Origin of the sequence: Bacillus sp. L_1B0_5, from assembly GCF_000836715.1 — a bacterium.
Lineage (GTDB): Bacteria > Bacillota > Bacilli > Bacillales > Bacillaceae_G > Bacillus_A > Bacillus_A thuringiensis_S.
In genome coordinates this window covers 23,315-46,416 of sequence record NZ_JXIS01000094.1, presented here as the reverse complement: position 1 = coordinate 46,416, position 23,102 = coordinate 23,315, and the positions used below count along the sequence as shown (strand labels likewise).

The window sequence follows — 23,102 nt, the reverse complement described above, 5'->3', positions numbered from 1 at the left end:
TTAATGGGCAGTAAGACCCCCACCTCAAAATTCAGCGAAAGCAAAGAAGTTAGGTGGGGGATCAACTGCCCGTAAAAGCCCGATTGGTTCAACTAATAATCAGTGGGGGATGAAGAAAACCCCACTGATTAAAGTTTCACTTTATGTACAAGCACTTTTTTTCTATCAATGGGTATGATGGGTAGTAATACTTAGGTGAGAGGGGAAAAGGTGATGAAACAGAGTAAGGAAGAGTTTATAAAGAGTGAAGGCGCTGATTTCCCTGGAAAAACATATGTGGATTGTGTATTACAACATGTATTTGATTTTCAACGAAATTACTTATTGAAAGATATGTTTCAAGTGCATAAAGCACATATTACGATGCTGACTGAAGAAAGTTTAATGAAAATAGAAGAAGCTAAAGTTATATTAAACGCACTTAGAAAAGTAGAGCGAATACCAAAAGATAAATTGGTATATACAGAGCAGCATGAAGACCTCTTTTTTTTAATCGAACATTTAATTTCTCAAGAAGCGAAATGCGATTTTGTAAGTAATATGCATATTGGTAGAAGTAGAAATGATATGGGTGTAACGATGTATCGCATGAGTTTAAGGCGGTATATATTACGATTAATGGAACATTATTTGCTATTGCAAGAAAGTGTACTGCAACTTGCTGCTGATCATAAGGAAACGATCATGCCAGCTTATACACATACACAACCGGCACAGCCAACAACATTTGGTCATTATACTTTAGCAATTTATGATACGATGCAAAGAGATTTAGAACGAATGAAAAAAACATACCAGCTTTTAAATCAGTCTCCAATGGGGGCGGCTGCACTCTCTACAACAAGTTTCCCGATTAAACGAGAACGAGTTGCTTATCTACTTGGATTTACAGCTGTAATTGAGAACTCATATGATGCTGTTGCCGGAGCGGATTATTTATTAGAAGTTAGCTCGCTACTTATGGTAATGATGACGAATACGAGTAGATGGATTCATGACTTTTTGTTGTTAGCAACGAAAGAATATGACGGTATTACTGTTGCAAAGCCATATGTACAAATTAGTAGTATTATGCCGCAAAAACGAAATCCAGTTTCAATTGAACACGCTCGTGCAATTACGAGTAGTGCTTTAGGAGAAGCATTTACAGTATTTCAAATGATTCATAATACACCATTTGGTGATATTGTCGATACGGAAGATGACTTGCAGCCATATTTATATAAAGGGATTGAAAAGGCAATTCGTGTTTTTTGTATGATGAATGCAGTGATCCGAACGATGAAAGTAGAAGAAGAAACGTTAAAAAGTCGTTCCTATAAACATGCAATAACGATAACGGATTTCGCCGATGTTTTAACGAAAAATTATGAAATTCCATTTCGGCATGCTCATCATGCAGCAAGTGCTATTGCAAATATGTCATTGGAGCAGAAAAAAGAACTACATGAATTACACTTCAAAGATGTAAATATGTATTTGCAAGAACATTTTAAAATAAATTTATTAGAAAAAGAGTGGAAAGAAATTATATCGCCAGAAGCTTTTATTCAAAAAAGAAATGTATACGGTGGACCGAGTAAAAAAGAAATGAAGCGTATGATTAAAAATCGAAAAGAGTCATTTCGAAAAGAAGAAGATGTATTTGAAAAGGAAAAACAGAGAATTTTACAAGCTGAAAATGCCTTGAATACATTAGCTTTGAATATTATTGAATCGTAAAAGAAGGATTTAATGAATTAATCGCCAATACTTAATTAAAATATAAATAGAGAGAAGAGATTGTCGATGATTCAATTACATGTATATGAAGAGATTTTTCATTTTAAAGAAGATGTTACACCATTTCTAGAAAAGAATGAGCAGGAAAATAATCTCATATTAGGTGTATTACAAATGGTTCAAGAACCGATATTTATGGGGTAGCGAAACAAGGAGAAGACATTGCGGTTGTATTTCTGCAAACAGAAGAGAAGAAACAAATCATTGTTGCTACGTCTGAAATTGTGGAAGAGGACATCGTGGAACTTGCAAAAAAATTAACGAAAGTATATCCAAATGTTCCTGGATTAATTGGTAATAAGAAAATTGTACAGAAATTAGCGGAAGAGATTGCGACGTTAGAGCAGAAAAAAACTACTGTTGCAATGGAGCAAGGTGTATATGAATTAAAACAAGTAAAGAAAAAGTGGAACGGAGATGGAATCTTTCGAGAAGTAAGTAGTGAGGAGCTACCATTAATAGAACAGTGGATATATCAATTTTGCGAAGATGTGAAGCTTCCTACTACGAAAGAAGAAGCGAAACAAACCGCTCATACATTAATTACTAATCGTCGTCTTTTTGGTCTAGAAGTAGACGGGAAACTTGTTTCTGTAGCTGCAAAAACGAGACCAACTACAAATAATATAACAGTTAATTTCGTATATACGCCGAAAGAAGAACGGACAAAAGGGTACGCATCTAGTTGTGTCGCTGCACTTAGTCAACGTATGTTAGGCGAAGGTTACAAAACAACGACATTATATACTGACTTGGCAAATCCAACATCAAATAAAATTTATCAAGAGATTGGTTATGAGAAGTTGATGGAGTCTGTACTTATATTTTTAGAGAAATAAAATGAAAAGGCACGCTATTAAAGCGTGCCTTTTTGTTATTCATCAATTCGAATTACTTCACCTTGCGGAAAATTCTCAGTTTCTAGTAAGTTACGAATTGCTTTCGCAACGTATTCAGGTGATAGTAGTTTTCCTTCTTCTTTTAGTGCGATGAAGCGGTCCAAATTTATGAAGTCTTCTTTATTTGTTTCACGAATTTGTGATTGCATATTTGTATCAACAACACCAGGTGCAAAAGCGACGATTTTTACTGGATATTCTTTTTCTACTTCTTCAGTTGCTACGCACTGTGTAAACATATTTACACCAGCTTTCGTTGTACAATAAGCGCCCCAGCCAAAGTAAGGATTTTTTCCTGCACCAGATGAAATGTTAATAACGCGTTTATCTACTTTCCAGTCTTTCGTATGTTTCATAAATGTAGATATAAGAATCATAGGTGCAAGTAAATTAATGTGAACGTTCGTAATGAATTGTTCGCTTTCAGCTTTTTCAATCGGCTTCATAGGTGCAACTGTACCTGCATTATTAATTAAATGAATAGAGGATACATTGTCTTTTTTAATAGATGAAATAATTTCTTTAAAGTTAGTTTCTAAGTTATGTACATCTTGAAGATCGAGGGAATGAAAAATGCAATTGCTGTTATATTGTTCTGCAAGTTTAGTAAGCTCTTTATTTTCTCTTCTAGAAATAGAGATGACAGTTGTACTTTCTTCTAACAATTGCGCAGCGATTGCCTCACCTAAACCTTGTGAAGTTCCTGTTATAATAATGTAGCGCATAGTTTTATAAACTCCTCTCATATGTGCGGAATTTTGTTGGACAACGTACATCCCATAGGTTGTCTACATTTTATAGTATAGAGCACTTTTTACTATAAATGAAATGAGATGATTGTGTGCCTTTTATAAATCGTTTTACGACAACAGTACCTGGTGCCGTCACGTTCACTGGGAATACGCTGGGGCTTAGCCCTACATCACCTGCACCAGGTAATATTTTTGGTACACTTGCTGTGTTTACGACAGTAAATACAGCGTTGCAAGTACCAGGATTCCCAGCAGGGACAACAGATGAATGGCAATTGAATTCTTCAAGTGCAATTTTAAATCTTCCAGCGGGAAGCAGTGTGTTATATGCAGAATTAGTTTGGGCTGGTACTTTCCGGACTGATACGGAAGATGTTTTACCATTTTTAAATGATAACATTACATTTACAACGCCAGCAGGGACGTTTTCTGTTACGCCAGATCCTGCTACCGCGCAGCAAGGTTCAGTAGGAAACCAGTTTTATTATGCTCGCTCTGCCAATGTAACGAATCTTGTTAGTGCAGGTGGAGCAGGCACATATACAACAGGTGCCGTGCCAGCTGCAAGAACTTCAGCTGACCCGACAATCAGTCGTTCAGCTGGATGGACGCTTGAGGTTGTGTATCAAAATGCAAGTTTACCACTTCGAAATTTGTCAGTATATGCAGGCCAAGAAATTATTGATGCTTCATCACCACCAGTTGATGCTACTATTTCAGGATTTGCTACGCCGGCAACAGGAGCTGTTACAGGAAGAGTGCTCGTAACTGCTCAAGAAGGCGATTCTAACATTGTTGGAGATCAACTTCGCTTTGGACCGAATGCAAATGCTACAGTGGCATTATTCGGACCGAGAAACCCTGCGAATAATTTCTTCCAGTCTCAAATTTGTAATGACATTGGAGAGTTAGATACAACCGGGACATTTGGAGATTTGAATCAGCCGTTAGGGATAGCTTTAGCTGTCCGAAGACAAGGATGGGATATTACGAATGTAAATGCCTCTGCATCATTAGTAAATAATCAAACGTCAGCAACAGTTCGATTTGTTACAAATGGAGATGGATACGCTGCAGCTGGTTTTGGTGTTCAAATTGATGCAACAGGTCCAATTATTAATCCTGTTAAATCGGTTAATAGAACAGTCGCAGGGGTAGGGGATACTCTCACTTATACGATTACGGTCCCAAATACAGGGACAGGAAGTGCAGAAAACGTTGTATTACGTGATAGTATTCCGAACGGAACGACGTTTATAGCAGGTAGTGTAACAGTAGGTGGAGTAACACAACCGAATGCAAACCCTGCTAATGGAATTAATTTAGGTATAATCCCAAATAACACGCAAAGAATTGTTACATTTCAAGTTCGAATAACATCATTCCCGAATCCCAATCCTATTTTAAATCGTGCAATGGTGTCATATCAATTCCGTCCTTTCGTTGGTAGTCCTCCTATTACAAGTACTTCTTCTTCAAACACAGTACAAACGACAGTGAACCAAGCAACTATTAGTATGCAAAAATCTGTAGATTTACAGACGGCAACACTTAATGATGTATTAACATACACGGTTAATGTCACAAATAATGGGAATGTTGCTGCAAACAATGTGATTTTTGTTGATAGTATTCCTGCAGGAACAACATTTGTCGCAAACAGCGTTACGGTAAATGGAGTAGCGCGTCCAGGAGCGAATCCAGCAAGTAGTATTAATCTTGGAAGTATTAATGCATCGCAAACGACTGTAGTGCGCTTTCAAGTTCGAGTAACATCTAATCCTCTTGTCAACCCAATTCCAAACCGTGCGAGTGCAACATTTACCTTTACTCCAGTGCCTGGTCAACAACCAGTTTCAGGGCAAGCGACAAGTAATACTGTAGTTACGACAATTAATATAGCTGATATAACAACGAGAAAAACAGTGGATAAAGCTTTTGCAACGGTTAACGACGTTCTTACGTACACGGTAACAATTCAAAATACAGGAAATGTACTTGCGACAAATGTTATTTTTCAAGATCCAATCCCAATTGGAACGACATTTATCGCAAATAGTGTGACTGTGGACGGGGTTTCACAACCTGGGGTAAATCCAGCGACTGGGTTTACGGTAGCTAATATATCTCCTGGCGGAAGTAGGACTGTTACATTTCAAGTACGAGTAACATCTACACCATCGGGAGGTACGATTGCAAATCGCGGAAATGTATCTGCTAATTTCGTCGTTATTCCGAATCAGCCACCGATAACAATTAATAGACAAACGAATACAGTTGTGACACAAGTTAATACAGGCGGTTTAAATGTAATAAAAGAAGTGAATACAATGCAAGCGGCAGTAGGGGACACTTTAACGTACACGATTGCAGTTCAAAATACAGGAAACGTTCCGTTAACAAATGTATTTTTCCAAGACGCTATTTCTTCTGCTGTTTCATTTGTTGCAAATTCTGTAACAATTAATGGGGTATCGCAAAGTGGATTGAATCCGAATACAGGATTTTCTCTTCCGAATATTCCTGCGGCTCAAACGGTTGTAGTCACATTTGACGTAGTAATTGTACAGAATCCAGAAAATGAAGATATTTTAAATCAAGCAAATGTAACAGCAAGCTTTCAAGTGAATCCGAATGAACCACCAGTAACAATCAATGTACCGAGTAATGTTGTGAATACGACAATACAATCAGGAAACTTTGAAGTTGTGAAAGCAGTGAATACGGATGTTGCAACAGTAGGGGATGTTTTAGTATATACAATCGAAGTTATAAATGCAGGTAGTGTACCAGCTACAAATGTGTTTTTCCAAGATTCAATTCCGCAAGGGACATTATTTATTGAAAATAGTGTATTGGTTAATGGAGTTTTACAAGAGGGGGCAGATCCAGGACTAGGATTCCCATTAAATGATTTGCCTACTGGCGCAAGTGTTATTGTTACGTTTGAAGTATTAATTGATGAAATTCCCCAAGGAAATAATGTCGTAAATAATGCGAATGTAACTGGAGATTTCCTTGTAAATCCAACAGAGCCACCGATTACTGTAACAGTACCAAGTAATACTGTTATGACGGTCGTGAATTCTTCAGGGTTAAATGTAATGAAAAGTGTAAGTGCTACTGAAGCCGGTGTAGGAGATACGTTAACGTATACAGTTCGTATACAAAATAGTGGAACAGTAGCAGCAACAAATGTATCATTCCTTGATCCGATTCCAGTCGGAACCACTTTTGTAGCGAATAGTGTAACAATAAACGGGACACCTCAACCAGGTTTAAACCCAACAACTGGATTTCCACTTGCTAATATTCCAGTAGGAGGGATGGTAACAGTTACTTTCCAAGTGACAATCACGAGTGTACCACCAAATAGGGCGCTTCCGAATAATGCAAATGTAACTGCCGATTTTCAAGTAAGCCCGTTGCAGCCACCAATTACAATTGTAACAATTAGTAATACCGTTGTGACACGAGTGAATGTAGGATCAATTAATGTAATAAAAAGTGTAAATACACCACAAGCCGGTGTAGGAGATACGTTAACGTATACGATTCTTATTCAAAATACAGGAACTGTTCCTGCAACGAATATTGTTTTTCAAGATCCAATTCCATCTGGTACTGCGTTTGTAGCAAATAGTGTGACGATAAATGGAGTCGTACAGCAAGGTGCGGATCCTATGGCGGGTTTCCCGGTACCAAATATTCCGGTCGGGCAAACGGCTACGATTACGTTTCAAGTTACAGTGACGAGTGTTCCGAGCGGTGGAAATATAAGAAACCAATCGAACGTTACTGCAAGTTTTCTTATAAATCCAGCAAACCCTCCAATAACGACTGTTACAAATAGTAATTTTGTAGTGACGCAAGTAAACACAGCACAGTTAAATATACAAAAATCTTCATCTGTACAACAAGCAGCACTTGGAGAAACTTACACATATTCTGTTGTCATTCGAAATAACGGTACAGTAACAGCAACGAATGTCTCTTTCCTTGATCCAATTGCTTTAGAAACAACTTTTGTAGCAAATAGTGTAACGATAAATGGAACGCCACAACCTGGATTTGACCCAAATGTTGGTTTCCCGCTTCCTAATATTGCAGCTGGAACATCATTGACAGTAACGTTCCAAGTTACGGTAGTTGCACCGTCTACACGTGGAGCAGTATTAAATACAGCATCTGCTACAGCCACTTTCTTATTAAATCCTTTACAGCCACCTGTAACAACAACGAATTCAAGTAATACAACGGTAGTTACAATACCGTTACCTCCTCCTGGTGAAGTAACTGCAACAAAAACAGTTGATGTTGCAACTGGGGCCGTTGGGGATGTATTAACGTATACTGTGCTCATTTCAAACGTAGGAATTATCTCTGTTACAGATGTGTTCTTCCAAGATGTCATACCAGAAGGAACGACGTTTGTTGACAATAGTGTAACGATAGGTGGAGTGCAGCAACTTGGTTTAAATCCAGAAATAGGATTTACAGTTACTCCATTATTAATCGCTGGTGGAAGTATTGAGGTCACATTCCAAGTGACGATTACAGAAATTCCAGATAATGAAGTCATATTAAATGATGCAGATGTTACATTTACTTCACAACCAAATCCGCAGGAACCACCGATTACGGAAACGATATTAACAAATTTAGTCGTTACGACAATTAATATAGCGTTTATTTTTCCATTGAAACTAGTAGATAAAGAAGTAGCGACGGTAGGGGAAATATTAACGTATGATGTATTGATTTTTAATTTCGGAACAGTGCCAGCGACGAATGTTCAATTTATCGATACTACTTCCGCGGGTGTAGCATTTGTACCAGGAAGTGTGAGCATAAACGGGGTACCAGCACCAGGATTAGATCCTTTCATTGGTTTTACAGTTCCAGATATACCTGTCGATGATTTTGTACTTGTCACATATCAGGAAGTGGTTACAAGCATACCAGAAGGTGGAACGATTGTTAATTTTGTAGACGTTACAGCTACATTTGCTGTAAGTGAAACAGAACCGCCTATTACGGAAACGACGACAAGTAATACGACATTAACGGAAATCAATGAGCCTGGTTTGAATGTTTTAAAATCAGTAAGTCAGCCGGTTGTTGCAGTAGGCGATACAATCACATATACAACAGTAGTTCAAAATACAGGAACAGTGCCAGCAACGAATGTTCAATATAGTGATGTATTACCTTCCTCTATAGCATTCGTGCCGAACAGTGTAACCATAGATGGTGTGTTACAAACTGGATTCAATCCGAATAACGGATTCCCGCTTCCAGATATAAATCCAGGTGAAAGTGTAGAAGTCATCTTCCAAGTAACTGTTGTTAGTGCGCCATCAAACGGAACAATTGCCAATACGGCAAATGTAACTGGAAGTTTTGTATTAGTACCAGGAGAACCACCAGTTATAGTAACAGAGCCGAGCAATACAACACTTACAACTGTAAATAGAGGGCAATTTAATGTTATTAAACAAGTAAATAGGGTTGCTACTCTCGTTGGAGATATATTAACGTATACGGTTCAAATAACGAATACAGGAACAGTAACAGCTAATGCTGTTCAGTTTGTTGATACCATTTCAGCAGGGGCGTCATTTGTACCAAATAGTGTAACGATAAATGGAGCCTCGCAACCAAACTTAAATCCAATTACTGGATTTGGAGTTGGAGATATACCGGTAGGTGAAACAGTTATAGTGACGTTTCAAGCGACAGTTACAAACATCCCGTCATCAGGAACAATTACGAACGTTGCAAATATAACAGGAAGCTTTACTTTAGTGCCAGGAGAGCCACCGGTTGTAGTAACAGAGCCGAGTAATACGACGATAACTAGAGTGAATAGAGGACGATTCAGCGTTATAAAATCTGTAAATAAAGAAGCTACACGATTAGGAGATACGTTAACTTATAGTGTGCAAGTTACAAATACAGGAACAGTAACAGCAACGAATGTTCAGTTTATCGATGTTCCATCACCTAGTTTAGAATTCGTTCCTGGAAGTGTACAAATAAATGGGATTCCGCAAGTAGGTTTAGATCCATTTGTAGGCTTTGCATTGCCTGATCTTGCAGTAGGGGATAGTGTATTAATTACATTTGAAGTAAATGTAATCGCAGTTCCGCCTTCTAGTAGCATTATGAATACAGCAAGAGTAACGGGTGATTTCGAATTGATTCCAGAAGAACCTCCGTCTACAATTACAAATTCAAGTAATACGACGGTTACGCCGGTAAATAGAGGCAGCTTTGATATGCTAAAAGAAGTAGACCATTCAGTTGTTGGTGTAGGAGAAACGGTAACGTATACTGTTCGTATATTAAATACTGGTACTGCTGATGCAATGAATGTTCAATTTATCGATGTGCTATCTCAGGAAGCTGATTTCGTTCCAAATAGTGTAACAATAAATGGGGTTCCGCAACCGGGGTTAAATCCGCAGATTGGATTTACGATACCTGATATACCAGTTGGTGAGACGGCACTTGTAACATATGAAGCTACGATTACAAGTTTTCCGGATGGTGGAACAGTAGTAAACGTTGCTGGAGCGTTAGCAGAATATATTTTAGTACCAGGAGAGCCGCCAGTTACAGTGATGGACACGAGCAATACAGTTATTGTAACGGTAAATACTGCAATCTTATTTGTTGCAAAAGGAGCAAACTTTGAAGTAGCAATGATAGGGGATGTTGTCACTTACGGAATCGCTGTTATAAATGATAGTACAGTTCCTGTGACCAATATTGTGTTAACAGATATCATTGATCCGAATACGCTATTTATAAATGGTACGGTAACGGTAAATGATGTACCTCTTCCATTCGCTAATCCGAATACTGGTATTCCGTTAGGTGATTTTCAGCCAAATGATGCAGCAATTATTAATTTCCAAGTTGTAATAACAGGAGGGCAAATAAATAATTTAGTTACAAATACTGCTACAGCGAATGGGCTCGCAACTGTAAATCCGAATGAGCCGCCAGTAGTAGTTGAAGGTGATAGTAATACAGTTGTTATCCCGTTTATTCCTCAAAATGTCTCAACGACAGTCGTAAAAACTGCAGATTTACAGGCAGCAACAATTGGAGATGTCATTACGTTTACGACAGTCATCACAAATACGGGTGATACTGTAATGCAAAATATTCGTTTTCAAGATATGTTAGATAGTAGTGTTCGATTTGTTCCTGGAAGTGTAACGGTCGATAATACGCCAGTGCCGAATGTAAGCCCGGCAGTAGGGTTTCTTATCGGAAGTTTAAATCCTGGTGAAGCAAGGACAGTTTCGTTCCAAGTAGCAGTACAGAGTGCGCCAAATGGTTCAGGAAATTATATAAATCAAGCGAGTATTCGTTTTGAACATCAAGTAGGCACAGTATTGCCACCTGTTACACAAATAGTAGAAAGTAACATAGTTGTCATTCCATTTGTTCCAACTATTGAACAAATTTGTGAAACAAACTTTAATTGCTTAGATAAAATTCCATTTCAATGTTCTCCGTGTAATCATTTGCATGGACATAAAAAATAAAAACAGAAAGAGCATCCTGAAAAATAATTGGATGCTCTTTCTGTTTTAATCATATAGATTCATTTTCGGGTGAGGTGAAAAATTCGTCGATTTTGTCGGAGAGTAGTAATGGAATGGCTCCTTTTATAACAGAAATGTCCCAGTCCCACCATGCGAGATTCTCTAGTTTGTCAATCGTTTCTTGTGGGAAACGATATCGAACAAATTTTGCAGGATTACCAGCTACAATTGCATACGGGGGTACGTCTTTTGTAACAACGCTCCTGGCGCCGATAATGGCCCCGTTACCAATTGTAACACCAGATAAAATGCAGGATTGATAACCAATCCATACATCATTGCCGACTACGATATCACCTTTTGAAGAAGGGTGACCAGTAATATGTGCTCCTTCATCAAAAAGTGCATTAAATGGATAAGTTGTTATCCAGTCTGCACGATGTTCACCGCCAAGTATGAAAACGACTTCTTCTGCTAATGAACAAAACTTACCTATTTTTAATTTTGTTTCATCGTTCCAAGAAAAAATGGTTGGCCCTACTTTACTATAAGTATAATCACCAATATCATATTTATTATATTCAGGTTTTTGATTTAAATATAACATGCTTCTTCAGCCTCCTTTCTTAATTAAGTGATACGTATGGAATATTATATGCAAGATGTAGTAATGTGAACTGTATTAATAGGTGAAATGACCAAAAGGGAGTGGGATGTATGCGATACGAAATGGGTTTATATAATAAACCGTTTCAGTCAATTCAATCAGGAAAAAAAGTATATGAAGTACGCCTATACGATAAAAAACGTCAACTAATAAACAAAGGCGATGAAATCGTATTTACGAATCTTACGACAACAGAAATGATGACGGTAAAAGTAACGGAAATAAAGCGATACGAGAGCTTTAAATCTATGTATGAACAAATTGATAAAAAATTATTGGATTGTGAAAATGATAGTTTAGAGGAAATGTTAGAAAGTACATACAAAATATATACGAAAGAACAAGAAAAAGAGTGGGGAACAGTCGCGATTCGTATTGAGGAAATAAAATGATAAGAAATCGCGGGGCGGCTATCATTGTACAGGAAGGGAAAATCGCTCTTATAAAGCGTATTCGAGAAGAGGAAACATATTATGTTTTTCCTGGCGGAGGGATTGAGGAAGGTGAAACGCCTGAAGAGGCAACGAAAAGAGAGGTATACGAAGAATTAGGGGTACATATACAAGTGGAGCACCTTATTGCAAAGGTAAAATATAAAGGGAATGAATATTATTATGGTGCCTATATTACAGGCGGAGTGTTTGGAAGTGGAACAGCTGAGGAATTTCAGCGGGAAGATAGAGGAAGTTATATTCCGTTATGGCTACCGATAAACGAGTTGGAAAAAGTGAATATAAAACCTTATGAAGTGGTCGGAAATATATTTAATCATTATAAAATATAACGTCTGACAACATACAAAAAAAACCATTGACATAGGCCTCTGATTTAAGTATTGTATTCGAGTATGTTTATAATCAGGAGGTTTATATGAGCAATCAAACTACTACACATCATGTGAAAATGACAACAGCGGATCCATCTGGAATTGGTCTATTTGGATTAGCGATGGTAACACTTGTAGCATCATCTCAAAAGTTAGGCTTAACAGATGGCGTTTCACTTGTATTACCATGGGCAATCTTTTTAGGAGGATTTGCACAAATCTTTGCTTGCATTCACGATGCAAAGCATAACAATACATTCGGTACGACAGCATTTGGTGCGTACGGCCTATTTTGGTTAGGTGTTGGAATGACTTGGTTAATTCAACTTGGAGTATTTGGCGAAAAATTAGCACAAGCTGCAGATTCAAAACAGCTTGGTGTAGCCTTTATCGGATATTTGATTTTCACAATCTTTATGACGATTGGTGCAATGGAAACACATAAAGTATTATTTATGATCTTCGTCCTTATTGATTTCTTATTTATTGGTCTTTCATTAAGTACTTTAGGTGTTATGCCGCACGCAATGCATAATTTAGCAGCATATTCTGAACTTCTTATTTCATTATTATCTTTCTATGGTTCAGCAGCAGCAGTGTTAAATACACACTTCGGAAAAGTTGTTTTACCAGTAGGAAAGCCTTTTGGTATTTTTAAAAAGTAATAAAAAAGCACAGATGATTGTATAGTCATCTGTGCTTTTTTTATTTATTGATAGCTATAGCGGTCGTACTTGTTAATTCAGAAATTTTTTGAGAGCTCGCAGAATTACCGTCTATTGTTACATGAACTTGTTGCTTAGGGTTCGCTTTAACTACCCATGCGTTTGGTAAATAGCGTGATTTATGAGATAAGGTGGAAGGGATATTTAAAATATCTCCCATTGCATATAATGTTGCTGATGATCCACCGTCCATTGCCATCGCATTGACAGCACCTTTTTCATAAAGAATATCTTGACAATCTCTCAAGGAAGCACCAATGCTGTGAGGTTGTCTACCATCAATGACGAAAAACATAATCGAGCCATCTTTTTTCTGGGCCATAATACTTCGAGGGCCATATCCCCAACCACCATCATTTGTAATCATTTTTTCTCCATTTACAATTAGCTGAGGCATAAATCCAGCAGCGGAAACAACATTTTTATTTAACAATTGGCTAGCAGAAAACTCCCCAGAAACCATTTGTCCATATTTTGTAATACCACTAGTGAGGGTAGGGGTATTAATATCCTTCGGAGTGTTTATAACTTTACCGTTTTCAATAACAATACCGATTCCAGTTTTACCACCACCATGCCCGGTTTCATCCCAAAATCCACTGGCATTGACAGCGGCAACTGCATGGTTTCGCTTTGCCATTACGTATATTTTTTCTCCGACGTCTTTACCTTCTGAACCTTGCTGGGTAACAAGTTTTACGTTGAATGGATTACTAATTGTCATTAATTTCCCTTCAAAAAAATGGTCATTATATTTTTTCTTTATTGTTTCAATAGAAACATCTAGTGGTAAATCTTTTCGTCTTTCTAACTCTTTTTTTGAAAGTTTAGAAGTTAAAAATTCACTATTTTTCCATTTTGGATTTGTGATGGATTGAGAAATATCATTTAATTCTTTATCAGACAATAACGTGAATTTTGCATATTGAGGATGCTGAGAAGTCAAAATACTCTCGGCGGTGATAACACGTAAATTATGACCGTATGCAGTACCGAATAAAATAATAGCAGTTCCTATTAGTAAGGATATTGTTAAAAGGGAGGTTGCTTTTAAAAATTTAATAAAATACTTTCTCATCATAAGGACTCCTCTTTCTGTAAAGTGAACAGTTGATTAATGATTGAGCATGATACAAACACATTTTTTATTTGAAATAAGTAAGGTGAAATGATGATAATACAATAATGTTTGAAGATAGATTTGGCAATAGTTGAATATGAATGTAGATGTTTAAAATGAAATATAAATAGTCAGATGTGAAATGTAAATAAAAGTAGAAAAAATCAATTGAAATTGATTCTCATTATTAATATAATGAGAATGAGAATCATTTATTGTTAGAGGGGGATGCCAAAGTGGCAAAAATTTTAATAGCTTATGCAAGTATGTCAGGAAATACAGAGAGTATTGCTGATTTAATTAAAGTTAGTTTAGATGCTTTTGATCATGAAGTAGTATTGCAAGAGATGGAAGGCATGGATGCTGAAGAATTATTAGCTTATGATGGAATCATTTTAGGATCTTATACGTGGGGCGATGGTGAATTACCATTTGAAGCGGAAGATTTTCATGAGGACTTAGAAAATATAGATTTAGCTGGGAAAAAGGTAGCGGTATTCGGATCAGGTGATACGGCGTATGAACTGTTTTGTGAAGCGGTAACGATATTTGAAGAACGCCTTGTAGAACGAGGTGCAGAGCTTGTACAAGAAGGGCTGAAAATTGAATTAGCTCCAGAAGATGAAGAGGATGTTGAAAAATGCAGTAATTTTGCAATTGCATTTGCTGAGAAGTTCTAAGAATGGGAGTGTCAACGTGGAGACAATGTTAAGTGCAACTGCTATTACAAAGTTAAGAGATGGAAAACTGTTGTTAGCTACTACATATAATGGCTTATTTGTTGAACAAGACGGAGAATGGAAACGAATTTTAAATGGTTTTCAAAAACGAATTAGGGATTTACATAGCGAAGATAATGTAGTTTATGGTGTAGGTGACGAAGGGATTTTTATTCGTAGTATGAATGGTGGAGAGAACTGGACAATTCAGCGTTTTCCAACAAAAGCAACGAGTTGGAATGTATGTAGCAATGTACAAGGAACTGTCATTGCTCATGGAGAAAAAACGCTGTATCTTTCTAATAATTTCGGTTCTACATGGGAGACTATTCATCCGTTTCTTGAGTATGGCAGTGCGGCACCGTCTATTCGATCATTATTTTTATATAAACATTACTTATTTATTGGTACGAAAATACATGCTAAATATGGTGGTGTTTGGCTTTTTGATTTGAAGACACGTAAATTAAAGAGGATTAAAATTGCGATGAATCAAATGATCTCTGCGTTGACTTTACACAATTCTTATTTAGTAGCGGCAAGTGGATCGTGCAAGGGAGTTAGCGGGAATATTTCTTATTGTAAAATAGATGATAGTATTGCGAGTGAAAAAATATATTGGCATACATGTCAAAGTGAGCAGAAAGCAAGTAGTTATTTAGACTTAAGTGTAGACCAACATGTCTTATATACAACTTCAACGCAAAATAAGGCGGGTATTAGTAGTGTGTGCCGTGTACTTCTTGACGAAGGTATTGTTACAGTATGTGATTCAGTTAAAGGGCACGGATGGCGCATTGTTAATCAAAAAGATGGTTATGTAGTAGCTGGATCAGGTGAATTAAAAGCAATGCAGTGGGAACAAAAAATAATTTGAGAAAAAAACTTTACTTTTATTATATTGATATGATATAGTATGTTTAAACCATTTTACTTTTAATAATATAGAGATTTAAATGAGCTGTAACTTCCGAGGAGGATAGCAATGTTAAATCTCCTCAGGGGTTGCAGTTTTTTAATATCTGGCTTATTATTGTAAGGTGGTTGAAAATGAATATGTACATATAGGTACATTGTAGGAGGATTTTTTTCATGCAAAACGGTAAAGTAAAATGGTTTAACTCAGAAAAAGGTTTCGGTTTCATCGAAGTTGAAGGCGGAGAAGACGTATTCGTTCATTTCTCAGCTATCCAAGGCGAAGGCTTCAAAACTTTAGAAGAAGGTCAAGAAGTTACTTTCGAAGTAGAACAAGGTAACCGTGGACCTCAAGCTACTAACGTAAACAAGAAGTAATTTTTGAAAAAAGAAGGGCTCGCCCTTCTTTTTTTTTGCATTTTTATAGATGTCCTCCTACTTACATATCATAACAAGACTGAATTTTCATTTATTTATTCGTAGTATTTTTGTATAAAGTACATGAATAAATAAATACTGAAAATAAAGTGTTTGTGTGAAAAGGAATTTAGAAAGAGGTAAATAAATTGAAAAACGCTACACATTTCATTGTGTTTGATATTGAGAGGAATTTCAGACCGTATAAATCAGAAGATCCGTCAGAAATAGTTGATATCGGAGCTGTAAAAATAGAAATAGGTACAATGAAGATAATTGAAGAATTTTCAGAGTTAATAAAACCAAGTGCAAGATTAACTCGTCATACAACAAAATTAACCGGTATTACGAAGAAAGATTTAATGGATGTAGAAAAATTCCCTCAAATTATAGAGAAATTTATTCAGTTCATCGGCGAAGATTCTATATTTGTTTCATGGGGAAAAGAAGATTATCGCTTTCTATCTCATGATTGTACATTACATGATGTTGAATGCCCAAGTATAGAAAAAGAAAGTAGAATTGATTTGCAAAAATTTGTTTTCCAAGCATATGAGGAATTGTTTGAACATACGCCAAGTTTACAATTTGCGGTAGAACAGCTCGCTTTAACGTGGGAAGGGAAACAGCACCGTGCTTTAGCAGATGCCGAAAATACAGCAAATATACTTCTTAAAGTGTATAGCGAGAGAGATATTAATAAGCGATACAAAAGACATGGTGAACTTGAACTTGTAAAAAACGGAAAACTAACAGAAAAAGCGAAAAAAAAGATGCGGAAATGGGTGTTTAAAGAACTAAAGAAAAATACAGAACGCCCTTTTGAATGGAGTACATTTGAAAGTAGCGACACGTGGGAAAGTATAACGGAAAGATATTATATAAGTGAAAATACAGTAGAACTCCTGAAAAAACATTTTCGTACGGCAGTGAGAAAAGCGGAACGGCAGATTAGGTATTTGGCTGAGATGGAGGAGAATGTAGAGGTTAAATGACATTCTCCTCTATTTCTAGCTACATAAATTTAACATCATTATACTGATGGATGAATAAAGTATTCATATTAAATAGGAATTGATTTGTTGTGATTGGGCCATTATAATTGCTTTGAAAATTAAGGGGTCGTAAGTATTTTTAAATACATTCATAAAATTAGAGCCCATAGAAATGAAAGAGGATAGAGTTAAATGGAAGCAATCTTTAACATTGTAACAGTTGTAGTTTTGGGGATAATATTTACCACGCTATCAGCAGGAATTATACTTCCTTTCATAGCAAAGAAGAAGAATTGGAAAAAGCTTAATATATCTTTAAAGCGTGGTGTATTAAAGGTTAAAATCGAAGAGTAATATATGAGTTTTATACAAGGGAGGTGTGATAGTGATAGACTTGGATATTAAAGACGTCACCGTACAAATGGAATTAAACGGTGTCTTTTGGAATGAGGATGGGGTTGCTGAAATGACGGTGACTACAAAAGCTGAGCATTCTTTTCTTCTTCGTTTAGTAGTTGACTTAAAAAGTAAAACTATTAGGGCGACAAGTGCCGACATAGTGAATGGATTCTGCCCTCTGTGCAAACAGAAAAGGGACGAATGTAGTGAACTTAATGACTTGCAAAACAAAATGGATATTTTAGAAGAAGCCTATGATTGGGTGAGAGAGCATCCAGAATATCGTTTTCAATTATCTTTTTACGAGTATAATAAATTTGAGGTAGTGAAGTGAAGTTTTTATTTTACCAACATATATAGTGACTACTCTAATGGAAATACGCTTGTACAACAAGGAAGGAATTTACTTGATTCTGCGACAATTGATATCTTGGATCAATAATAATTTTTAAAAATAAGCATGTTTTTGTTATAAATCAGGAAAAACGATTCTATTAAGAATCGTTTTTTAATATAAACATCAACTAAGCTCAAAATAAAAGAGCGCTTATTAAAAGCGCCCAGTAAAGACAGATATATGGAAGGATTTATTCAATCCCGTTCGGATCATAAGAATACTGTTGCTTATTCTCAATTCGCTCAATCACATCTTGCAGCTCATCTGGCTTCAGAAACTCAATAGGAGAGAAGCCCTTTTCAAACGTAAGTGTGTCTGCTTCAATCATAAGTACATATCGGTCATTTACCTTCGCAATATGTATTTGATCCCCGAAATCAGCAAGTAAAGCCTTCACAGAGATATGATCTGCTTTTAGTTTTAATTCCACTTCAGGAGCGTGCTCGACGATTTGGGCAGTTGCTTCCATTACTTCTTCGGTTGAAAATTGTTCCATAATTTCGCGTTTCGGACTGGCAGCCCATACTTCCATCGCTTGGTCGAATTGTTCGCGTTCTTCCGTACCTTCTTCAAATACATCTTCAATTTGGTCGTATACCATGTCCATTACCTGTGTTTTCATAATTTCAGGCATAGAGCGTTCATATTCGACGAATTTTAAGAAGTCTTCAAAGTAGCGGGCATGTGATGCTTGGTGTATTTTTAGTTCGCCTACTTCAACCATACCTTCTTCAGGCATGTATGGATACTGGATAGATTTCATATTCTTTGTTGTGATGGCCATTTCAACGTTACGAATCAGTGTTGATTCATCAGAAATAGAAGCAACCTTTGGTTCGAAGTCGCATTTCATTACGAATACGAATGGGTCATCAAAGTATTTGCGTAGTTTTGCCTGAGCAATTAAAAATACACCACCGCGTACAGCGCTTGTGTCAAGATATGTATAAACGAGAGGTTCGCTCATATCTTTAAAGTTGTCCTTTGTTTCTGCAAAGCGAATACGATTAAAAAGGTTGTAATGAGGGTTTGAATCAAGTTCGTGCCCCTCCTCTACAATAAAGCGACCAATTTTTGTTGGGGCTTGTTCTGTTTTTGCATGACGTTCTACTTTTCGCTTCGATATTTTTAATAACTCACCATTCAAAAATTCTTTTAAGGAGCTATCTTCATATTCTTCAGCGTCTAAAGTTTGAAAATGTTTGTAGCGTTTATCAACTGCTTCACCTTTTCCTTCTACTTGTACAACATAAAAGGAAAGATAATTTATTTCAAAATCCATATTTATCACCTTGTTTCATTTCATTAACTCTTATCAGTATAGAGATGGAAAAAACTTTCGTCAATTTATATAAGAAAGGGGGAGCCCCTTCCTTATATAAATTTTATTTTTCTGATTAAAATCCGTCTTCTAATGCTGCGAATGGAATGTTTAGTCTGTTTTCTACCGTACGTAAACGTTGGTTTAAGCGGTTTAGTCTACGTGTATGGCGCTCAACTGTATTTTCTAGTTGACGTACTCTTTGTTCAAGCTCATTTACGCGTCTTTCTAATTGACGATTTCCAGTGCCAGGAAAAGAGATTGGAAGTTGGAATTGTCTATTTTGGTCATATGGATTCGTTTGCTCTGCTTGATCTATATAAGATTGATATTGTGCTTGTAAGTCATACTGTGGTTGTTGGTATGCATATTGATTATATGGATCATATGGATTGTAGGGATACATAATAACATCCTCCATTTCTTTAAAATAGGTTGAATTCACCATAATGTATGTGCAAAAGCGGAGCGGTGGCACGGCAAATACCTATTTATGTTGATGAGATTTCTCTTTATCCCGCATTAACGGGCAGTAAGACCCCCACTAATTAAAGTTTCACTTTATAAAAAATAGCTTGAAGGTTTTTGATTTGAATTTCTTTTGCTTAATGGTATATACTGGATAAAGGGGAGAGTTTACATAAAAGTTACAATTCTATCAAACTCAAACTTTTATGTAAATATGTATAGACATTTATAAAAGAAAAGAGTAATTTATATAGAGTGAAAAATAACTTGTAACATTTTATAAACATATTGTAAAATGATTGTAACAAAACATACATAAAAATGAAATAAATACATAATAGTGATGTTGGGGAAAGGGAGAGAGTATATTGTTCCGTAAAGTAAAGGGTATATTAGTTGGGGTGTTATGTGTAGCTGTAGTGAGTGGCTGTGGTGCAAAAGTAAGTGATGTTGCATTGGTAAGTGATATTGGTGGGCACACTGTAGAGGCTAAAGCAGAAGTGCAGGATACTATTAGTTTAGTTGATGGCCGAACTGGTACTGAAGTGAAAAAATTAGATTTATCTGGTTTAGGCTATTTCGAAGATGAAGCGAAATTTAAAAAGTCTGTAACAAAGGTTGTTGGTGAGGTTGGAAAAAGCGTCGACAAAAAAATGGTTCCTTCACGTATAGCACCTGATGGAAGTTGGCAAGAAGGAAAACCTTCTTATGAATTAATGGAAAAAGAATTAGTAGATAAATTGTTAAATGTTGGTATGTGGGATGCTACGTATCAGTTGCCGATCGTGGAGAAAAAACCAGTCGCAACATTAAGTGATGCGCAAGGAAATGGTGCGGTAATTGGTAGATATGAAACGAACTTAGGTGGTTCAACAGGTGGCCGTATTGAGAATATTCGTTTGTCAGCAGCGAGCATAAATGGAGTTGTGTTAGCAAAAGGAGACCGTTTCTCTTTTAATTCATTAATCGGTGATACAACACCAGATAAAGGATATCAATTAGGGAAAGAAATAGTTGATGGTAAATTAGTAGATGGATATGGCGGTGGTGTTTGTCAAACATCTTCAACTTTATACAATGCAGCAGATCAAGCTGGCCTGAAAATGGTGGAGAGAACTACACATTCTAAAACGGTAGGTTATGTTCCACAAGGAAGAGATGCTACAATTGCATATCCATATTTAGATTTAGTATTTGAAAATACGAATGATGCACCTGTGAAGCTTTATATGGGCATTCAGGGTGGAAAGCTAGTTGCTGAAGTACATAAAATGAGATAAGTATAATACCTTTATAAAAAAGCCATTATTTCTAAGTTTGATAGAATTAATGGCTTTTTTGTGCAATCAATATTACACCTCAAGATATAATGAACAGGAGGAAATTTAATAGGAGTAAGACAGTCTAAAAAAAGCATTAAATTTAATTCATAGTTTTCTTATTGACATTATTAGTAATGGGGTGTATTCTTCATAATAACAACTAAATAAATGGAAAAATTTATTGGTTTTCTTATCAAGAGAGATGGAGGGACTGGCCCGATGAAATCTCAGCAACAGGCTGTATCAAAGTACTGTGCTAACTCCAGCGAACGCAATAGGCGTTTGAAAGATGAGGAGAAATGGATTCACATTTAACTCTTCTTATATGCGTAAGAAGAGTTTTTTGTTTAGAGAGGGGGGATAGAGTGAAGTTTGATGTAACGTATTTTTTAGAAAGTTTTCCGCAATTATTTAAATATGTATACATAACTTTAGGGATTACTGTAGTTTCAATGATTATTTCCTTCGTTATAGGGATCGGCTTGGCGATCATAACGAAAAATAAAACGAAATATTTATATTCAATTGCAAGAGTGTATATCTCTTTCTTTAGAGGAACCCCGTTATTAGTTCAATTGTTTGTTTTATATTTCGGATTACCACAAATCTTTCCAACATTTACAGTGCTTACAGCTATGCAAGCAACTTTAATTGGCCTAAGTTTAAATAATGCTGCTTATTTATCAGAGATTATTCGAGGTTCATTAAATGCTGTGGAATCAGGGCAAATGGATGCCTGTTTATCAGTTGGAATGACAAAGGCGCAAGCGATGCGACAAATTATTTTTCCGCAAGCTATTCGTGTCGCAGTACCGTCACTTGGAAATAATTTTGTTGGATTGTTAAAAGAATCTTCGTTATCTTTTGCACTTGGGGTGGCTGAAATTTTAGCACAAGCGAAAATGCTAGCGGCACAATCATATCGTTATATGGAAAGTTATTTAGCGGTAGCGATAGTATATTGGATTATTACAATCGTAATTAGCTGGGGACAGAAAAAGTTAGAAAAGAAACTGGATGCACCATATTTGTAACAGAAATGAGGTGATATATATGATTGAGATAAGAGATTTGTATAAGTCTTACAAACATAATGAAGTACTAAAAGGAATTTCACTTACTGTAAATAAGGGAGAAGTAGTAGTCATTATTGGACCTTCTGGTTCGGGTAAATCGACATTATTAAGGTGTTTAAACTTATTAGAACAACCGAATGATGGCAGTATTAGAATTGAAGATTTAGAGATTTATGCGAAGAGACTTTATAAAAAAGAAATAATACAATTGCGTCAAAAAACGGCAATGGTTTTTCAAAATTATAATTTATTTAAAAATAAAACAGCATTGCAAAATATTACAACGGCATTAACGGTTGTACAGAAAAAAAGTGAAGAAGAGGCAAAGGGAATATCGAGAAAAATATTAAAACAAGTAGGCTTAGCTGATAAAGAAGATTTTTATCCAACAATGTTATCAGGAGGGCAACAGCAAAGGATAGGTATTGCTAGGGCAATGGCTTTAAATCCCGCAGTATTATTGTTTGATGAACCGACTTCCGCACTTGATCCAGAATTGGTGAATGAGGTATTGCAAGTTATTAAAGACTTGGCAAGACAGCACATAACGATGGTTGTTGTTACACATGAAATGAATTTTGCAAAAGAGGTGGCGGATCGCGTTATATTTATGGCTGATGGCATTATTGTAGAGCAGGGAACACCAGAAGAAATTTTCCGAAACCCACAAAATGAACGTACGAAAAAGTTTTTACGACAATTGAATGCTTCAGAAGAAGGCAATCATTTCGTTATTTAGG

At 36.3% G+C, this 23,102-nt stretch carries 19 protein-coding genes, 1 pseudogene and 1 riboswitch; of the genes and pseudogenes, 15 read left to right on the top strand and 5 right to left on the bottom strand.

The window, feature by feature from the left end; all coding sequences use genetic code 11:
• Window positions 1–213: 213 nt before the first annotated feature.
• Both argH and RT27_RS25085 read left to right on the top strand, forming a co-directional pair.
• Window positions 214–1,722: an argininosuccinate lyase gene (argH, locus tag RT27_RS25090; protein ID WP_029442998.1), complete on the top strand. Its 1,509-nt coding sequence runs from the start codon at window positions 214–216 to the stop codon at window positions 1,720–1,722.
• Between the two features lie 66 nt (window positions 1,723–1,788).
• Window positions 1,789–2,621: pseudogene (locus RT27_RS25085) on the top strand (GNAT family N-acetyltransferase).
• A gap of 35 nt (window positions 2,622–2,656) precedes the next feature.
• Here RT27_RS25085 and RT27_RS25080 read toward each other — a convergent pair.
• On the bottom strand, window positions 2,657–3,406 hold the full coding sequence (locus tag RT27_RS25080) for a (S)-benzoin forming benzil reductase (protein WP_016080716.1): 750 nt from the start codon (window positions 3,404–3,406) through the stop codon (window positions 2,657–2,659).
• A 116-nt stretch (window positions 3,407–3,522) separates the two neighbouring features.
• On the opposite strand from RT27_RS25080, the gene RT27_RS25075 reads away from it, so the two are divergent.
• The gene (locus tag RT27_RS25075; RefSeq protein ID WP_043937949.1) at window positions 3,523–10,995 is read left to right on the top strand and encodes a DUF11 domain-containing protein; all 7,473 of its coding nucleotides are present in this window, start codon (window positions 3,523–3,525) and stop codon (window positions 10,993–10,995) included.
• Window positions 10,996–11,044: 49 nt separating this feature from the next.
• Here the strand turns inward: RT27_RS25075 and RT27_RS25070 are convergent, their stop codons facing one another.
• Window positions 11,045–11,602 carry a CatB-related O-acetyltransferase gene (locus RT27_RS25070; protein ID WP_000966308.1) on the bottom strand — a complete coding sequence of 186 codons (558 nt, stop codon included), beginning with the start codon at window positions 11,600–11,602 and terminating at the stop codon, window positions 11,045–11,047.
• A 110-nt stretch (window positions 11,603–11,712) separates the two neighbouring features.
• On the opposite strand from RT27_RS25070, the gene RT27_RS25065 reads away from it, so the two are divergent.
• The 3 genes from RT27_RS25065 (at window position 11,713) to RT27_RS25055 (ending at window position 13,153) form a co-directional block, all read left to right on the top strand.
• On the top strand, window positions 11,713–12,054 hold the full coding sequence (locus RT27_RS25065) for an ASCH domain-containing protein (RefSeq protein WP_001268365.1): 342 nt from the start codon (window positions 11,713–11,715) through the stop codon (window positions 12,052–12,054).
• Window positions 12,051–12,446, top strand: a complete 396-nt coding sequence (locus tag RT27_RS25060) for an NUDIX domain-containing protein (protein WP_043937947.1) — start codon at window positions 12,051–12,053, stop codon at window positions 12,444–12,446. The genes RT27_RS25065 and RT27_RS25060 overlap by 4 nt, the downstream gene beginning before the upstream one ends.
• A gap of 86 nt (window positions 12,447–12,532) precedes the next feature.
• The gene (locus RT27_RS25055) at window positions 12,533–13,153 is read left to right on the top strand and encodes a GPR1/FUN34/YaaH family transporter (protein ID WP_000070938.1); all 621 of its coding nucleotides are present in this window, start codon (window positions 12,533–12,535) and stop codon (window positions 13,151–13,153) included.
• Between the two features lie 40 nt (window positions 13,154–13,193).
• On the opposite strand, the gene RT27_RS25050 is transcribed toward RT27_RS25055, so the two are convergent.
• Window positions 13,194–14,291: a phosphodiester glycosidase family protein gene (locus RT27_RS25050; protein ID WP_043937945.1), complete on the bottom strand. Its 1,098-nt coding sequence runs from the start codon at window positions 14,289–14,291 to the stop codon at window positions 13,194–13,196.
• A 278-nt stretch (window positions 14,292–14,569) separates the two neighbouring features.
• Between RT27_RS25050 and RT27_RS25045 the strand changes: the two genes are divergently transcribed.
• The 6 genes from RT27_RS25045 (at window position 14,570) to RT27_RS25025 (ending at window position 18,112) form a co-directional block, all read left to right on the top strand.
• The gene (locus tag RT27_RS25045; RefSeq protein WP_001062758.1) at window positions 14,570–15,013 is read left to right on the top strand and encodes a flavodoxin; all 444 of its coding nucleotides are present in this window, start codon (window positions 14,570–14,572) and stop codon (window positions 15,011–15,013) included.
• Between the two features lie 16 nt (window positions 15,014–15,029).
• Entirely contained in the window at window positions 15,030–15,929 is a 900-nt protein-coding gene (locus RT27_RS25040) for a hypothetical protein (RefSeq protein WP_029442992.1), read from the top strand.
• Between the two features lie 215 nt (window positions 15,930–16,144).
• Window positions 16,145–16,345, top strand: coding sequence for a cold shock-like protein CspB (cspB, locus tag RT27_RS25035; protein ID WP_001179150.1), 201 nt, complete (start codon window positions 16,145–16,147; stop codon window positions 16,343–16,345).
• Window positions 16,346–16,533: 188 nt separating this feature from the next.
• Window positions 16,534–17,379, top strand: coding sequence for an exonuclease (locus tag RT27_RS25030; RefSeq protein ID WP_043937943.1), 846 nt, complete (start codon window positions 16,534–16,536; stop codon window positions 17,377–17,379).
• A gap of 192 nt (window positions 17,380–17,571) precedes the next feature.
• Window positions 17,572–17,733: a hypothetical protein gene (locus RT27_RS35375; protein ID WP_082044956.1), complete on the top strand. Its 162-nt coding sequence runs from the start codon at window positions 17,572–17,574 to the stop codon at window positions 17,731–17,733.
• Between the two features lie 31 nt (window positions 17,734–17,764).
• Window positions 17,765–18,112 carry a hypothetical protein gene (locus RT27_RS25025; RefSeq protein WP_029442991.1) on the top strand — a complete coding sequence of 116 codons (348 nt, stop codon included), beginning with the start codon at window positions 17,765–17,767 and terminating at the stop codon, window positions 18,110–18,112.
• 253 nt (window positions 18,113–18,365) lie between these two features.
• Here the strand turns inward: RT27_RS25025 and RT27_RS25020 are convergent, their stop codons facing one another.
• A complete protein-coding gene (locus RT27_RS25020) occupies window positions 18,366–19,457 on the bottom strand; it encodes a DUF3900 domain-containing protein (RefSeq protein WP_000345035.1) in 1,092 nt (363 codons plus the stop codon).
• Window positions 19,458–19,572: 115 nt separating this feature from the next.
• Window positions 19,573–19,902 carry a hypothetical protein gene (locus RT27_RS25015; RefSeq protein ID WP_000283711.1) on the bottom strand — a complete coding sequence of 110 codons (330 nt, stop codon included), beginning with the start codon at window positions 19,900–19,902 and terminating at the stop codon, window positions 19,573–19,575.
• 430 nt (window positions 19,903–20,332) lie between these two features.
• Between RT27_RS25015 and RT27_RS25010 the strand changes: the two genes are divergently transcribed.
• From RT27_RS25010 to RT27_RS25000, 3 genes are all read left to right on the top strand, one after another.
• Window positions 20,333–21,244, top strand: a complete 912-nt coding sequence (locus tag RT27_RS25010) for a VanW family protein (protein WP_043937942.1) — start codon at window positions 20,333–20,335, stop codon at window positions 21,242–21,244.
• Between the two features lie 229 nt (window positions 21,245–21,473).
• Window positions 21,474–21,582: riboswitch (SAM riboswitch) on the top strand.
• A gap of 69 nt (window positions 21,583–21,651) precedes the next feature.
• The gene (locus RT27_RS25005) at window positions 21,652–22,320 is read left to right on the top strand and encodes an amino acid ABC transporter permease (protein ID WP_000667177.1); all 669 of its coding nucleotides are present in this window, start codon (window positions 21,652–21,654) and stop codon (window positions 22,318–22,320) included.
• Window positions 22,321–22,339: 19 nt separating this feature from the next.
• Window positions 22,340–23,101, top strand: a complete 762-nt coding sequence (locus RT27_RS25000; RefSeq protein ID WP_016080723.1) for an amino acid ABC transporter ATP-binding protein — start codon at window positions 22,340–22,342, stop codon at window positions 23,099–23,101.
• Window position 23,102: the final 1 nt, after the last annotated feature.